Below are 16,092 nucleotides of genomic sequence, written 5' to 3'. Positions count from 1 at the left end.
AGCTTGTTCACGGACATCCCCTTTTGTTGTTCACGCGCGTGCGAGGCCGGTGCCGCGAAGTCTCACCGCTTTCCCCGGGCTCAGCACGACCTCGACCCCCCGCGCGCCGAGCCGGATCACGCGACGCCCCGACATCTCGCCACGAACCACCGCCTCGACCAGTTCGCCGCCCTGCCAACGCAGGTCGACCGAACACCGTCCGCGCGCGCGCAGCCCAGTCACTGACCCCGCAGGCCACGCCCCCGGTAGCGCGGGCAGCAACAAGATTTCGTCGCCCCGACTCTGCATCAGCATTTCCGCCATCGCCCGCGTGCCGCCGAAATTGCCGTCGATCTGGAACGGCGGATGCGCGTCGAACAGATTGGGATAGGTCCGCTCGGGGCCCAGCAGGAAGGCGAGGATACGGTGCGCGTGATCGCCATCGCGCAGCCGCGCCCACAGGTTCGCACGCCACGCGGTCGCCCAGCCGGTCGACTCGTCGCCCCGCAGTTCCAGCGACCGCCGCGCCGCCTGTGCCAGCGCAGGCGTGCGGTCGAGATCGATCTGGTCGCTCGGGAACAGCCCGTAAAGATGCGAGACATGGCGGTGATGAGGCTCGGGCGCGGCGGCGTCCCAGTCGCGCTGCCACTCCTGAAGCTGACCCTCCGCGCCGATATGATCGGGTGCGAGCCGCGCGCGCGCCGCCGCCACCTCCGTCGCAAACGGCGCATCGATCTTGAGCAATGCCGCCGCCTGCCCGACCTGGTCGAACAGATCGCGCAGGATCTGCATGTCCATCGCCGGCCCCGCGCAGATCGATGCGCCCGCTGGGTGGATGTTCTCGGGCGACAGCGACGGATTGGTCACCAGCGCGCCGGTCGCCGGATCGGTCTGCAACGTATCGAGGAAGAACAACGCCGCCCCGCGCATCAGCGGATAGACCGAGCGCAGATAGGCAAGGTCGCGCCCGTAATCGTAGCGATCCCACAGATGCGTGCACAGCCAAGCGCCACCGGTCGGCCACAGCCCCCATTGCGCCCCGTCGATCGGCGCCGTCGCGCGCCACAGATCGGTGTTGTGATGACACATCCACCCACGTGCACCATACATCGTCCGCGCCGTGCGCTCACCCGTGATCGCCAGTTCGCGCACCATCTGCACCAGCGGCGCGGTGCACTCGGCCAGCGCGGTCACTTCCGCCGGCCAATAGTTCATCTCGGTGTTGATATTGACGGTGTATTTGGATTCCCACGGCGGCTTGATCGCGTCGTTCCAGATACCCTGCAAGTTCGCCGGCTGCGTCCCCGGTCGCGACGACGCGATCAGCAGATAGCGGCCATAGTCGAAATACAGCGTCGCCAGTGCCGGATCATCGTCGGCACGGTTGGCGCGGACGCGCTCGTCGGTCGGCTTGTCCGCCGCCGCAGTGCGTCCGAGATCGAGTGTCACGCGACGGAACACCGCACGGTGCGCGGCACTCATTTCTGCGCGGATCCGCTCAATACCGCGAAGGCTGGCACGATCGAGCGTGGCGAGCGTCGCCGCTTCCGGGTTGCCGCTCACATCGTCGAACCGGCGATAACTCGTCGCCATCGCCACCAGCACCGTGACCGCGCGTGCTCCCGTGATGCGAACCCGGTTGCCATCTTTCGAGACGACACCGCCCACCGTCGAAACGCGCGCGCGCGCCGCGAACCGCAACCGCCCCGCAATCCCCGCACGTTCGCCATTATGCCCGGCCAGCGTCACCGTCGCGCCGTCGATCGAGACGCTCGCGCCAAGCTGCGGCGACTGGAGGCCCACCAGTAGGTCGAACGGCCGATCGCCAACAAGGTGCACCGCGATCACCTGATCCTCGGGCGACGCGAACACATCGCGCCGAAACCGCGTGCCGCCCATCGTGAAACTGGTGGTCGCGACCGCCGCATCGAGATCGAGCTGCCGGACATAGTCGCCGACAGCCCCCGACCCGCCGGGCATCTCCAGCATCAGGTCGCCGACCGGCTGGTACGCCATCTGAGTCTTGGGCAGGCCCATGACCTGCGCATTGGCGAGCGCCTGCGCCTCGGCGAACTTGCCCGCGTCGATCAACCGCCGCACCTCGGGCAGCGCCGCGTGCGCCGCCGGGTTGACCGGATCATACGGCCCCCCGGTCCACAGCGTATCCTCGTTCAGTTGCAACCGCTCGCTGGCGGTCCCGCCGAACACCATCGCGCCGAGCCGGCCATTGCCGACCGGCAACGCCTCAGTCCAGGCGACCGCCGGCTGCCGGTACCAGAGCCGAGGGCCATCGGCTGGGACCGCCGCCCACGCCTGACCCGGTCCAGCGCCGGGTCCGGCAAGCGCAGCGACGGCGACCGCCGCTGCGCCTTCCAGCATGTCGCGACGCGTGGGTTCGACGGCCATCGCCCGATCAGCGGAGATCGAGGACCAGCACCGACTTCGCCGGCACCGTGAGCGTCAGATTGCCCCCCGTCACCTGCGCACCCGTGAACGGCTGCGGCACGACCGTGTCCGGCGCGTCGAAGCTGTTATGCGCGTCCATCGCGGTACCGGTGATGATCCGCCCGCTTGCCTGCGTCGCCTGTAATCCGGCGAGCGATACCGACACCGGCATCGCGCGGTTCGGATCGAGGTTGACCAGCGCGACATGCACCTGCCCCGCCGCATCGCGCACCGCAGATGCGCTGACCGCGGGCACCGCCACCTCGTCCTTGTGATACCAGGGCGAGGTCACCTGGATCGGCAACGACGTCGCGCCCTGCCACGGCTTGTAGAGGTCGAACACCCAATAGGTCGGCGTCTTCACCATCTTCGCGCCGTCGGTGAGCAGCATTGCCTGCAACACGTTCACCATCTGCGCGATCGCCGCCATCCGGACACGATCGGCATGATGCGCGAAGATGTTGAGGTTGAGCCCGGCAACCACCGCGTCGCGCAACGAATTCTGCTGCTCAAGGAAACCGGGATTGCTGCCCGGCGTCGGATCGTACCACGTGCCCCATTCGTCGACCGCGAGCATCACGCGCTTGGCCGGATCATACTTGTCCATGATCCCCGAATGCTTGGTGATGAACTCCTCCATCTCCAGCGTGTGCGACATGGTGGTCGCCCATTCGCGCTCGGGAAAGCCGATCGCCGCGCCCTTATCCTTCCAGTCCTTGTCGCGCGGCCGCGTGTAGTAATGCAGCCCCAGCCCATCGATGTTCTTGCCGGCGATCCGCATCATCGCCTCGGTCCACTCGTAGTTCGAGTCGCTCGGGCCACTCGCGATCTTGAGCATCGGGCCGTTCGCGGACTTGGCGAACTGCGCATAACGGTTGGTCAGGTCGGCGGCATATTCGGCGCGCATGTTGCCGCCGCAGCCCCAAAGCTCGTTGCCGATGCCGAGATACTGGATCTTCCACGGTGCGGCATGCCCGTTGCGCTCGCGCTCCTTGGCCAGCACGGTCGTGCCTTTCGCGGCGGTCATGTACTCGACCCATTGCGCGGTTTCGGACGGCGGTGCGCTGCCGACGTTGGCGGAGACGTAGGTGCTGGCGCCAAGGCGGTCCATCAGCCCGAAATATTCGTGCGTGCCAAACGCGTTGTCCTCGTTGACGCCGCCCCAGTTGGTGTTGACCTTGGTCGGGCGCGACTTGGTCGCACCGATCCCGTCACGCCAATGATATTCGTCGCCGAAACACCCGCCGGGCCAGCGCACCATCGGCACGTTGATCGCCTTCAGGGCGTCCAGCACGTCGCGACGATAGCCGCCGTCATTGGGGATGCGCGAGCCCTTGCCCACCCAGATCCCGCCATAGATGCCGTGGCCGAGATGCTCGGCGAACTGCCCGAACACGTCGCGGTGGACGACCGCGCCTGGCTTGTCCGCCTGCAACGTCGCCGTCACGGTCGGTGCCGCGGCGTCCTGCGCCACCGACGGCGTCGCGACAAATGCGCCCGCGAGCATCAGCGGCGCGAACGTCAGCGCGGTAAGCGCGCGCGTCAGGCCGGAACCCGACTGTGAAGTGCGGTGCGTGAACAGGTCCATACTCTCCCTTTCGGCCCCCATGAGGCAGCCCATCTTTTCGATACTTGTAGGAGTAGTTCAATCTCGGCCGGCGTCAACGTCGGCCGAAATCGACTACGGCCGCTTGAAGGTCCAGCGCCCGGCTGGGCTGACCGGATCGAACGCGGCGAGCGTCGGGGTGCTCGCGCTGATCGCGACGAGCGCCAGGTTTGCGCGGCCACCCGGTACGGACTTCGGCATGATGCGGTAGGTGCCGTCGCTCAGCTGATCGATCCGCCACATCTGCTCGGTCGCGCCCGTGAACGCTGGCACCGTCTCGACCTCGCCCTGCGCGGTCGCGGCGAGCACGCGCGTCGTCCCGGCGATGGTGATCGTGTAATAGGGTGCACCAAAATACCCGCCGCCCCCCGCCGCCGGTGCGATCGTCCACAATTGGTGCGGGCGGTTCATATAGTCGGCGAGGTCGACGCGGATGCGACCCTGCGGCCAGCCCGCCGAACCCTGCGCCAATGTCTGGTCGGGGATCGGGCTGACCGGGTCGGTCGGCTTGGCCATGAAGGCGCGACGCGGGTCGAACGCGATCCTGACGACATCGGTGGCGAGGCCGAGTGCATAGCCGCTGCGTTCGGAGGCGACTTCATAGGTGCCGGGGACGATGTTCTCGCCCGCGACCGGCCAGCCGTCGGTCCAGCGGAGCGGCTCTATTCCCAGCACGCTGCGGCCGCTGCGATCCATGTCCGCCTCGTAATGCATCGAGAATTTCTCGACGCCGCCCTCGAGTTCGATCAGCCCGAAATGACCGGGGCCGATATTGCGACCGCGTGCGCTGACGACCAGCTTGCCGCCGCCGCGCAGCAGCGGCGTCCCCATGTGATCGACATACGGCCCGAGCGGACTGCGCGATCGGCCGACGCGGATATGGTAGGTCGAATTCGGCCCGTCGCAGCACGTCCCGTGCGTGCCGAGCAAATAATACCAGCCGTCGCGGTGCATCATCGCGGTGGCTTCCATGTCGATCGCGACGTCGACCGGCTGATTGCCTGCGACGCGTAGGCCGGTCTTCGGATCGAGTTCGATGATGCGGATCGGCCCGAAATAGGTGCCGTAGGTCAGCCACAAATGACCATCGACGTACAGGAATGCGGGGTCGATCGCGTCGGCGGTCTCCACCCCGTCGCTCGACGCGACCACGCCGACGTCGTGATATTCGAACCGCGGCGATGTCGGATCGAGCGACAGCGTCCACATGATCTTGACCTGGCTGGCATGCCCGCCGGACATGCCCCCGCCCCCGACCGCATAGGCGACGTAATAGCGATCGCCGATCTTGATCACGTCGGGCGCGACGCCGCCGCCGGGACGCTCGGGACCGCTGCGCCATGTCCAGCCGTCGTCGGAGACCAGCCCACCGCCGCGCGTGCCGAACGTGTAGTATTTGCCGTCGGACTCGGTCACCGTCGACGGATCGTGGATGAACGTCTCCCCCTGCAACTGCGCGGTGGCGGGCGGCGCCCCGGCGGCGAGGATCGCGGACAGCCCGAGAGCGACGGCGGCAAGACGCGTCATGAGGGTCTCCATGCTAGCGGACATCGGTCTTGAGGTCGGTGATCGGCCGGCCGGCCTCGTCGACGAAGCGTACGCAGAAGTCGCTCAGGCCGGGTCCGTTGATCACCGCGCCGCGCAGGACGTTGCGGCCCTTGCGCAGAGTCACGCGGTCCGACAGCACGTCGTCCATCACCATGCGGCGATCGTTGAACAGCCCGGCCGTCTCCTTGCCGTTCAGCCACCAGATCGACGCCGAGTTCGACCCGACCGCCAGCCGCACGTCGCGCATCTCGCGCGGGCTGTCGACGATCGTCACCGCCCAGAAGATCACGCCGTAGGTCGGCTTGCCGAGGCCCTTGGCGAAGCTGAACAGCTTGACGTCGAACGCGCCGGAATCGAGTGCGTGCCAACGTAGCGGTTGAGCCGCTTTCACGACTTGGCCGTCGCGCGGGATCGCCGTGAACTGGCCGGGGAAATACTGCGTGGTCAGCGCCTGCCGGACATAGGTGGCGGTGAAGCCCGTATTGCTGCGGTTGGGCTTGTCGATCGGCTCGAGCAACAGCCAGCGACGCAGGAAACCGTCGCTGTCGGGCGTCGTGGGCCCTTGCGTCACCGGCTGGAAATACGGTGCGAGACCGGTCGCCGGTGCCAGTGCCGCATCCTGCCCGTCCGCACTGGACGGCATCCCCGCCAGCGCACCCAACGCCAGCAGCGGCGCGGCGCGCAGCCCGATCGCCCGAACCCTCGTGAAGCGCATCATACCCGTCTCCCCCTGCATCGTGTCATCGCCGTACGAGCATGCCGTTGGCGTCGAGCCAGTGCATGAAATCCTCGAACCAGCCGGTGCTGGTCGTGCCTTTCTTGCCCAGCCCGAAGCCGTGCCCGCCTGCCTGGTAAAGGTGGAACTCAACCGGCTTCCCCGCCTTCTGCCAGGATTCGATCAGGCCGAATCCCTTGTTGGCGAACAGCGGGTCGTTGGCGGCGAGCACCGCGAACAGCGGCGGGGCGTCAGCCGGCACCTTCACCGACTCCATCGATCCATAGATCGGCGCGATGAAGGCCAGATGCGTGTCGGGCGCGGCCAGCGCGGTCGCCATCGTCGTCATCGCCCCCGCCGAAAAGCCGACCATGCCGACGCGGGCGGGGTCGACCTTCCACTCGGTCGCGCGCGTCCGCACCAGCGCGATTGCAGCGCGTGCATCGGCGATCTGGTCGCTGAGCCCGGCGATCGCCTCGTCCGGGCTCATCCGCCTCTGCGGTTGCACGGCACCGGCGAACATGGCCGTGACCGATTGCTCGAACCCGCCCATGTCCGCCGGAGTCGGCTTCAGCCGGTATTTCAGCACGAACGCCGCGATGCCCCGGTCGGCGAGCGCCTTCGCCACGCGCCAGCCCTCATTCTCCATCGACAGCATCAGGAAACCGCCGCCCGGCGCGACGATCACCGCCGCCCCGGTCGCCTTGGCCGGATCGGGCAGGAACGGCGTCAGCGTCGCGGACGTGACGTTGCGCGTCATCGCGACACCGTACTGGCTGAACCAAGCTTCGGGCGCGGCCTGCCCCTTCACGCCGCCGGTGTTGAGCGGGATCGCGGTCGGCTCGGCCGGAGCCGCCGTCGCGGTCATCCGCGCGTCCTGCGCCAGAACCGGCGTTGCCAATGCCAACGCGCTCGCCAACAACCCAAATCCGATCGACCAACGCATCGCCTTCTCCCCCAGATTGTCCATCACACCACGCTCACGACAGCAGGATACGCCGCGCGGCGCCCTCGGGATCGTCGACCATGCGGCTCGTAGTATCGAACACCATCGTCTGGCAGCGCTGCGGATCGGTCGGCGTCCAGCTCAAGCCCGGCTGGCTCGGATTGCCCGTCCGCGCGAAGTTCGCCCACGCGGTCGACATGGTCCGCGCGACGCGCTGCGCTTCGGGCGTATTGCCGGTGCCCTGGTCGCAGAGCGCGGTGTTGTCGAAGCAGAAGGCGAGATCGGCGGTATGCCATGCGCCCGCTACGCCGCCGAGTTGCGGCGACTGCCACTGGAACAGATATTGGTAGACGGGCGCGCCGCGCTGCGCGTGTTTCAGGCGGACCATGTCCTGCACGCGGTTGCGGTTCTGCAGGCCTTGCACGCCGTACGCCAGCGTCCGCACCGCCTTTTCGGGATGCGCCTGCTTCATCGCCGCGATCAGCCGCCCCGCCTTGTCGCCCCCCATCTGCGCGGTGAGATCGGTCCGCCACTGCGCCTCGCTCGGGTTGTAGCCCCAGCGCATCCCCTCCTCGCTGACGTTGCCGATCATCACCGGCACGTCGCGCGACACCTCGGGCGCGACGTCCGAGTAAGAGCGGACGTCGATCACCTTGCCGTCGAGCGTCGGGTTCCAGCCCACGCGCGGTGTCAGCGACGGCCCCATTGGCCCGCGCGGACCATTGATCTCGGTCGCGACCTTGTTGCCCGCCTCGAACAACGGCTTCCACGCGATCCGCTGGAGCGCGCCCAGATCCTTCGGCCCGATGTTCAGTTCGCGCAGCACGCGCCGCGAGAAATCGCGCGACTGCTCGGCGGTCGGCAGCGACCCGCCGCCGCCCGACTGCGCCGCCGCGCGGTGGATCAGGCCCTTGCCGGTCGCCATGCCGAGCAACGTCGTCACCTTCGATCCGCCGCCCGACTGGCCATAGATCATCACCGTGTCGGGATCGCCGCCGAACCGCGCGATGTTCTCCTGCACCCAGCGCAGCGCAGCGACGCAATCGGTCATGCTGACGTTGACCGACGTGTCGTACGCGCCGCCGCCGACCTCGGTCAGGTCGAGGAACCCGAGTACGTTCAGCCGGTGGTTGATCGACACCTGCACCACGTCGTGATGCCGCGCCATCTGCGCGCCGTCATGCGAGGCGAGTTCGTACGACGATCCGAACGCGAACCCGCCGCCGTGGAAATACACCATCACCGGCCGCTTGCCCGACAGCGACGGCGTCCAGACGTTCAGCTTCAGCATGTCCTCGCCAATAAACCCGTCGGTCCATTGCTGGAGGAACGTGTGCTCGACCGCGCTGAAATCATGCAGCGTCTGCGGGCAGTTCGCACCGTAGGACAGCGTGTCGCGCGTCTCGCTCCAGCGCTGCGGCGGCTTGGCGGGCAGCCAGCGATTCTCGCCGCCGGTATCCGCCCCGTAAGGCACGCCCTTGAAAGTGTAGACTCCGTCCGAGACATAGCCGCGGACCGGACCGTATTGCGTCCGCGCAATTGCCGATTGCGGCGTCGAGCAGGTGCCGGTGCGCGATGCGGAGGGTCCAGGCGCAGCACGCGCGCGACCGATTGCGGGCAGCATCAGCCCCGCGCCGGTAGCGATCGATGCAAGCAACGCACGACGACGATCGACGGTTGGCCCGGTCATCCTCTTCTCCCTATCGGCTGCGTGCAGGCTGTTCTCCGACGTCCCGAAACCGGAACCGTCGCGTGCCCTTTGCAACCTTGTATGAGTATTAGGGTGATACCGCTATCCTGTCCATATGAGAACAACGACAGCGGGTGGTGTACGCGATTGTTAGCGCTATAGTCGCGGGAATAGCAGGCGAATCCAACGCCGCATGACGATATCGGAGAGGAAAAACCATGGCGGCCAAATCCGCATTCTGCCTGATCGCGACCCTGCTCGCGAGCGCGGCGCCCGCAATCGCTCAGACAAGCCCGCGCGTCGCGTCGACCGACCTGACGCTCAACGCCGCCGGCTATTACGAGGCGCCAGCCGCCAACGTGCTCGTCTTCTCCAACTGGTATGACGGCCTATTCGCCGATTCGAAGATCAGCGGCGTCGAGATCATCCAGCAGGGCGAACGGATCGCCACCAACGGTGACGTCCGCCTGTCCTCCACGCCCGGCCAATGGGATGCGATCGGGCGCCTCGTCGACCGGAAGATCGACGCTGCGACTGGCGCGATTACCGTCACGCTCGAATATCCCGACTATAAATGGCGCTACCGCGTGCGCTCGGAAAAGCGCGGCGGCGCGGTCGCCGTGTCGGTGATCCTCGACAAGCCGGTGCCAGCCGCGCTCGCCGGGAAGGCCGGGTTCAACCTCGAATTCCTCCCCGCCGCCTATTTCCACCACAGCTACATGGCAGACGGGGTGAGCGGCGCGTTCCCGGTCTATCCGGCCGACGCGATGATCCAGACGCCGCAGCGCAACGCGGCGAGCGGTCGCGCGGAAGGTCCCGGCGCCGAACCGACTGCGATCGCCAGGGGCAGCCGCTTCGTGCTCGCACCCGAGGACCCGGCCCGCCGCGTGACGATCCGCTCGACCGCCGAGGTGCAGCTGTTCGACGGTCGCAACCAGGCGCAGAACGGCTGGTTCGTACTCCGCTCGCTGCTTCCGGCAGGGCGCGCCGGCACCGTGCTCGAATGGACGATCCAGCCCAACAGCGTACCGGGCTGGCTCCGGCCCCCGGTGATCGCGCATTCGCAACTCGGCTACACGCCCGACGCGCGGAAGGTCGCGACGATCGAACTCGACCGCAACGATCGCCGCCTGCTGCCCGCGCGCCTGTTGCGCGTCGGCGAGGACGGCAGCATGACACCGGTCCCGACCGCGCCCGCCAAGCGCTGGGGCGACTATCTCCGCTACAGCTATCTGCAACTCGATTTCAGCGCGGTCCGCCAGCCCGGCACCTATGTGCTCGACTACGGCACCACGCGCACCGCACCGTTCCGGATCGCCGCCGACGCCTATGCCGGCGCATGGCACCCGACGCTCGACGTCTATTTCCCGGTCGCAATGGACCATATGTTCGTCAACGAAGGCTACCGCGTCTGGCACGGCGACGCGCACCGCGACGACGCGCGGCAGGCGCCGACCGGCCACGAGCATATCGACCTCTACGCGCAGGGGCCGACGACCGACACCAAGTTCAAGTCGGGCGAGCACATCCCCGGCCTCGCGGTCGGCGGATGGTTCGATGCGGGCGACTATGACATCCGCACCCAGTCGCAATATCAGGTGATCCGCTCGCTGGTCGACAGCTGGGAGCGCTGGCACCCGATGCGCGACACCACCGCGATCGACTGGACGCGGCGCAAGACCGAGATCCACGTGCCCGACGGCACGCCCGATCTCGTCCAGCAGATCCGCCACGGCACGCTGCAACTCGTCGCGCAGTTCGATGCGGTCGGCCATACGATCCACGGCATCGTCGAGCCTGACGTCGCACAATACACGCACCTCGGCGACGCCTCGACCAAGACCGACGGGCTGGTCTACGATCCGGCGCTGAAGCTCGGCGAGGAGAAGAGCGGCCGCAGCGGGACACCCGACGATCGCTGGGCGTTCACGACCAAGGCCTCCGCACTCAACTACGGCTCGATCGCCGGGCTCGCGGCGGCATCGCGCGCGCTCGCCAAGGTCGATCCAGCGTTATCGAAGAAGGCGCTCGGTATCGCAACGCGGACCTGGGCGGAGGAACAATCGCACGCGCCCGATCTGTACCAGCACGGCAACACCACCGGGGGGCCGCTCGACGCCGAGCGCTTCTCCGCCGCGGTCGAGCTGCTCCGCACGACCCGCGATCCGCGCTATGTCGCCGCGGTCCAGTCACTGTGGCCGGCGATGGAAAAGACGTTCGCCTTCACCCTGCGCGATGCGGTGGCGGCGATTCCGTTCATGCCGCCGGCCTATCGCGCGGCGATGATCCCGGCGGTGCGCGCCTATGCCGCCGCCGCCGAGACCGCGGCGAAGGCCAACCCGTTCGGCGTGCCGATCACCACCGGCGGCTGGGCGGGCAGCGGCACCGTGCTCGGCTATGCGATGAACGCGTACACGCTGCACAAGGCGTTCCCGGAGATCATGCCTGCCGACGCCGTGTTCCGCGGGCTCGAGTTCCTGGTCGGTAATCATCCCGCGTCCGACGTGTCGTTCGTCTCCGCCGTCGGCACGGTCTCGAAGGAGGTCGCCTACGGCAACAACCGGGCCGACTTCTCGTTCATCGCCGGCGGGGTGGTGCCGGGCGTGCTCATCATCAAGCCGGACTTTCCCGAAAACCATGAGGACTGGCCGTTCTTCTGGGGCGAGAATGAATACGTCATCCCCGAAGGCGCGATGTGGATCGAACTCGCCCAAGCCGCGCAGGAACTGGCCGCGGGGACTGCATCGAAACCAACCCAGACAGCCAGCGCACTCAAGTGAGAACCGCCATGAAAATCCAGACGCTCGCGATGCTCGCCGGTCTCGCGCTCGGAACGCCGGCCTTCGCCAGCGACGCGCCACGGTTCAGCAGCTTCAGCTATGACGGGCACACGCAGGAGAAGGTCAGCGTCGGACCCAATCAATATCGCAACCCGATCCTGTCGGGCTATTATCCCGACCCGTCGGTGACGCGCGTCGGCGACGACTATTACCTCGTCCTCTCCTCGTTCGCGCATTACCCGGGCCTGCCGATCTTCAAGTCGAAGGACCTGGTGAACTGGACCCAGATCGGCAACGCGATCGATCGGCCCGAGCAGCTCGACTTCACCGGCATGCGCACGTCGCAGGCGGTGTTCGCGCCCGACATCTCGTATCACGACGGCGTCTTCTACATCGTCAACACGTGCGTCGAGTGCAAAGGCAATTTCGTCATCACCGCGAAGGACCCGGCGGGACCTTGGTCGAACCCGATCTGGTTGCCGTTCGAGGGTATCGACCCGTCGATCTATTGGGAGGGCGACAAGGCGTATATCGTCAACAACCGCGCGCCCGCTGAGCCGCCGCGCTACGACGGGCACCGCGCGATCTGGATCCAGGAATATGACTGGCGCGCGGGAAAAATGGTCGGCGACAGCACGCAACTGATCAACGGCGGCGTCGACATCTCCAAGAAGCCGGTGTGGATCGAGGGACCGCACATCTTCCGTAAGGAAGGCTATTATTACCTGACCGCAGCCGAGGGCGGCACCAGCGTCAACCACTCGCAGGTCGCGCTGCGCTCGAAGTCCCTCCTGGGCCCCTACGTCCCGTTCGCGGGCAATCCGATCCTGACTCAGCGCGATCTCGATCCTGCGCGACCCAACCCGGTCACGTCGACTGGCCATGCCAAGCTCGTCGAGACGCAGAACGGCGACTGGTACGCGACCTTCCTCGGCGTGCGGCCATACGAGGGCGACTATTACAACATCGGCCGCGAGACGTTCTTGTTACCGGTAACATGGAAGGACGGCTGGCCGATCATCCTGCCCAAGGGCCAGCCGGTCCCGTTCGTCGGCACCAAGCCCAGGCTGCCTGCGAGCCCGCCGAGCCGCATCCCGACCAGCGGCGACTTCGGCTATGTCGACAGTTTCGACGGCAGCAAGCTGGCGATGCAATGGGTCGGCGTACGCACGCCCAAGACGCCCTTCTACCGGCTCGACCACGGCGACCTGATCCTCGACCGCGGCGGACGCATCGGCGATCTTTCCAAGGTGCCCTCGTTCGTCGGACGCCGCCAGCAGCATCACGTTGCGACGATGTCGACGACGGTCCGTTTCACCCCCGACACCGACGGCGACCGCGCCGGTCTCGTCGCGATGCAGAGCGACGCGAACTATGTGTTCTTCGGCATCACCCGGATTGCCGGCACGCCCGTCGTCGCGCTCTACACTGCCGACAAGGGCAAGGAACAACTGGTCGCCTCCGCACCCGTCACCGGCTCGGGCCCGGTCACGCTGACGATCCGCGCGAACGGCGGCACGATGGCGTTCGACTATGACGGTGTCGGCGGCAAGAAGACCCTCGCGCGCGACGTCGATGCGCGCATTCTCAGCACCAGGACCGCGGGCGGCTTCGTCGGCACGCTGGTCGGTCCCTATGCGTGGAGGAAGTGACCCGCGTAGGTCCACAGGCGACTTAGGTTGTGTCGACAGTCGTCCGCCCGGCGTGCTAAGAGTTGACACGTTTCGTACGGTAGCGCTACCCAAACACATCGAAGCTCGACACCACATCAGATGGTGAACATTAGGAAGGACCACGGACCGATGCGTTTCAGCCTCGCGCCTACGCTCGCCATTGCCGCACTTGCCGCAACGGGGACGATCGCCCTCGCCCAGACCAATGGGGGGAATACCCAGCCGAAAACGTCCACTGGCAAGGAACCGCGGAGTCCCGAAGGCAAGCGCTATCTGTCGCAGCCGCTGGTCACTAGCATCTACACCGCCGATCCGTCGGCGCACGTCTTCGGCGGCAAGATCTACGTCTATCCAAGCCACGACATCGACGTGAAGATCGCCGACGACGACCTCGGCAATCAATATGCGATGCGCGATTACCGCGTCCTGAGCATGGACCGCATCGGCGGCCCGGTGAAGGTCAACGGCGTCGCGCTCGACGTGAAGGACGTGCCCTGGGCATCGCAGCAGATGTGGGCCCCCGATGCCGCCTACAAGAACGGCACCTATTACCTGTACTTCCCGGCGCGCGACAAACAACTCGACAAGAACGGGCTCGGCACGTTTCGCATCGGCGTCGCCACCTCGAAGAGCCCGGTCGGTCCGTTCAAGGCCGATCCCAAGCCGATCGCCGGCAGCTTCTCGATGGACCCCGCAGTGTTCACCGACGCGAACGGCGCGAGCTACATGTATTTCGGCGGCATCTGGGGCGGTCAGCTCCAGCGCTGGAAGGATGGCAAGTTCGACGCCAACGGCTCCGACACCGATCTCGGCAAGGACGACCAGCCTGCGCTCTCGGGCAAGATCGCCAAGCTCAATCCCGACATGAAGAGTTTTGCCGAGACCCCGCGCGACGTCCAGATCCTCGACGAATCCGGCAAGCCCGTGCTCGGCGGCGACCATGAACGCCGCTTCTTCGAGGCGTCCTGGGTGTTCACGCGCGGCGGCAAATATTACTACACCTACTCGACCGGCGACACGCACTTCCTGAACTACGCGACCGGCGACAACCCGTACGGCCCGTTCACCTACCGCGGCCATATCCTGAAGCCGGTACAGGGCTGGACCAGCCACCATTCGATCGTCGAATGGAACAAGAAATGGTGGCTGTTCTATGCGGACACGCAGATGAGCAACAAGAACCACCTGCGCAACGTCAAGGTGACCGAACTGAAGTTCGCGCCCGATGGCTCGATCCCGACCATCGATCCGTTCGTCAACTGATGTTCCTCGGAATCGATATCGGCACCTCGGGTGTCAAGGCCGTGGTGCTCGACCAGCATGGCAGCGTGGTGGGTCAGGGCACTGCCGCGCTGACCGTGCAGCGGCCGCATCCGCTCTGGTCCGAGCAGGACCCGGATGCGTGGTGGAAGGCGACGATCGCCGCGGTGCAGGCGATCGACCCGAGCGTGCGCCGTTCGGTGCGCGGCGTCGGGCTTGCCGGCCAGATGCACGGCGCGACGTTGCTCGATGCCGACGACCGGCCGCTCCGCCCCGCGATCCTGTGGAACGATGGCCGTTGTTTCGCCGAATGCGAGGCACTGGAACGCGCGGTCCCCGACCTTCGCACGATATCGGGCAACATCGCGATGCCCGGCTTCACCGCGCCGAAACTACTCTGGGTTCGCAAACATGAGCCGGAGGTCTTCGCGAAGATCGCCACGGTGTTGTTGCCGAAGGACTATGTCCGGCTGCTGATGACCGGCGACAAGGCGTCAGACCTGTCCGACAGCGCAGGCACGTTGTGGCTGGACGTCGGTGGCCGCTGCTGGAGCGACGAGATCCTCGCCGCCTGCGGACTGACGCAGGCGCAGATGCCGGCGCTGTACGAGGGCACGGAGATCACCGGCATGCTTACCGCCGAGGTCGCCGAGCTTTGGGGCATGCCGCAGGTCCCGGTCGCGGCAGGCGGCAGCGACAATGCGGCGGGCGCAGTCGGCGTCGGCGTCGTCAAGGACGGCGATGCGCTGCTGTCGCTCGGCACGTCGGGCGTGATCTTCGTCGCGACCAACGACTTCCGCCCCAATCCGGCGCGTGCGGTCCACGCCTTCTGTCACGCGCTTCCGGGCATGTGGCACCAGATGTCGGTCCATCTGTCAGCGGCGTCGTGCATCGACTGGATCGCGCGGATCACCGGTGCCGCCGGTGCCGCCGACCTGTTCGCGCGCGCCGAGGCCGCTGGCTCCGCCAGTGGCCCCGAGATATTCCTCCCCTACCTCTCGGGCGAGCGCACGCCGCACAACGACCCCGAGGTGCGCGGTGCGTTCCTCCGCCTCGACAACGACACCGATGCCGGTCGCCTGTCGCAGGCGGTGCTGGAAGGCGTGGCGTTCGCGCTCGCGGACGGTCTCGACGTGTTGCGTGAGGCCGGCACGACGGTCGAGCGCCTCGCGGTGATCGGCGGTGGTGCCCGCTCGCGCTATTGGGGCGAGGTGATCGCCGCGGCGATGGAGGTCGAGCTCGTCTACCTCCAGGGCGGCGAGGTGGGCCCCGCGCTGGGCGCCGCACGGCTTGCCCAGCTGGGGGTCGACGGCGGCGACCCCGCCGAGATCTGCGTCGCGCCTCCCGTCTCGCACACCATCGTCCCCGACCCTGCCCTCGTCTCGGCGCTCGCCGAGAAGAAGGCCGCGTTCCGCCAAGCCTATTCCCGCATCACCCCCAAATCGTAGGA

Annotated in this window: 10 protein-coding genes; 4 read left to right on the top strand and 6 right to left on the bottom strand. The window is 67.0% G+C overall.

Annotation, left to right across the window (positions count from 1 at the left end):
- Nucleotides 1–30 precede the first annotated feature (30 nt).
- The 6 genes from AC59GX_RS02135 to AC59GX_RS02110 all read right to left on the bottom strand — a co-directional run bounded on the left by AC59GX_RS02135 (nucleotide 31) and on the right by AC59GX_RS02110 (nucleotide 8,929).
- A complete protein-coding gene (locus tag AC59GX_RS02135) occupies nucleotides 31–2,385 on the bottom strand; it encodes a glycoside hydrolase family 95 protein (protein WP_497300713.1) in 2,355 nt (784 codons plus the stop codon).
- A gap of 7 nt (nucleotides 2,386–2,392) precedes the next feature.
- On the bottom strand, nucleotides 2,393–3,931 hold the full coding sequence (locus AC59GX_RS02130) for an alpha-N-arabinofuranosidase (protein ID WP_426282907.1): 1,539 nt from the start codon (nucleotides 3,929–3,931) through the stop codon (nucleotides 2,393–2,395).
- 174 nt (nucleotides 3,932–4,105) lie between these two features.
- Nucleotides 4,106–5,557, bottom strand: coding sequence for a family 43 glycosylhydrolase (locus AC59GX_RS02125; protein WP_497300711.1), 1,452 nt, complete (start codon nucleotides 5,555–5,557; stop codon nucleotides 4,106–4,108).
- A gap of 13 nt (nucleotides 5,558–5,570) precedes the next feature.
- Nucleotides 5,571–6,296, bottom strand: a complete 726-nt coding sequence (locus AC59GX_RS02120; protein WP_426282515.1) for an acetylxylan esterase — start codon at nucleotides 6,294–6,296, stop codon at nucleotides 5,571–5,573.
- Nucleotides 6,297–6,318: 22 nt separating this feature from the next.
- A complete protein-coding gene (locus tag AC59GX_RS02115; RefSeq protein WP_426282516.1) occupies nucleotides 6,319–7,239 on the bottom strand; it encodes an alpha/beta hydrolase in 921 nt (306 codons plus the stop codon).
- A 34-nt stretch (nucleotides 7,240–7,273) separates the two neighbouring features.
- Nucleotides 7,274–8,929: a carboxylesterase/lipase family protein gene (locus AC59GX_RS02110; protein ID WP_426282517.1), complete on the bottom strand. Its 1,656-nt coding sequence runs from the start codon at nucleotides 8,927–8,929 to the stop codon at nucleotides 7,274–7,276.
- A 218-nt stretch (nucleotides 8,930–9,147) separates the two neighbouring features.
- Between AC59GX_RS02110 and AC59GX_RS02105 the strand changes: the two genes are divergently transcribed.
- From AC59GX_RS02105 to xylB, 4 genes are all read left to right on the top strand, one after another.
- Nucleotides 9,148–11,709 (top strand): glycoside hydrolase family 9 protein, encoded by a 2,562-nt coding sequence (locus tag AC59GX_RS02105; RefSeq protein WP_426282518.1) that lies wholly within the window; start codon nucleotides 9,148–9,150, stop codon nucleotides 11,707–11,709.
- An 8-nt stretch (nucleotides 11,710–11,717) separates the two neighbouring features.
- A complete protein-coding gene (locus tag AC59GX_RS02100; protein WP_426282519.1) occupies nucleotides 11,718–13,361 on the top strand; it encodes a glycoside hydrolase family 43 protein in 1,644 nt (547 codons plus the stop codon).
- 150 nt (nucleotides 13,362–13,511) lie between these two features.
- Nucleotides 13,512–14,645 carry a glycoside hydrolase family 43 protein gene (locus tag AC59GX_RS02095; protein WP_426282520.1) on the top strand — a complete coding sequence of 378 codons (1,134 nt, stop codon included), beginning with the start codon at nucleotides 13,512–13,514 and terminating at the stop codon, nucleotides 14,643–14,645.
- Entirely contained in the window at nucleotides 14,645–16,090 is a 1,446-nt protein-coding gene (gene xylB / locus AC59GX_RS02090) for a xylulokinase (RefSeq protein ID WP_426282521.1), read from the top strand. Before AC59GX_RS02095 ends, xylB begins: the two co-directional genes overlap by 1 nt.
- Nucleotides 16,091–16,092: the final 2 nt, after the last annotated feature.

The organism is Sphingomonas sp. 320_CC, from assembly GCF_059691795.1.
Note: the sequence above shows the minus strand (reverse complement) of the source record. Positions and strands in the feature narration are given on the sequence as shown.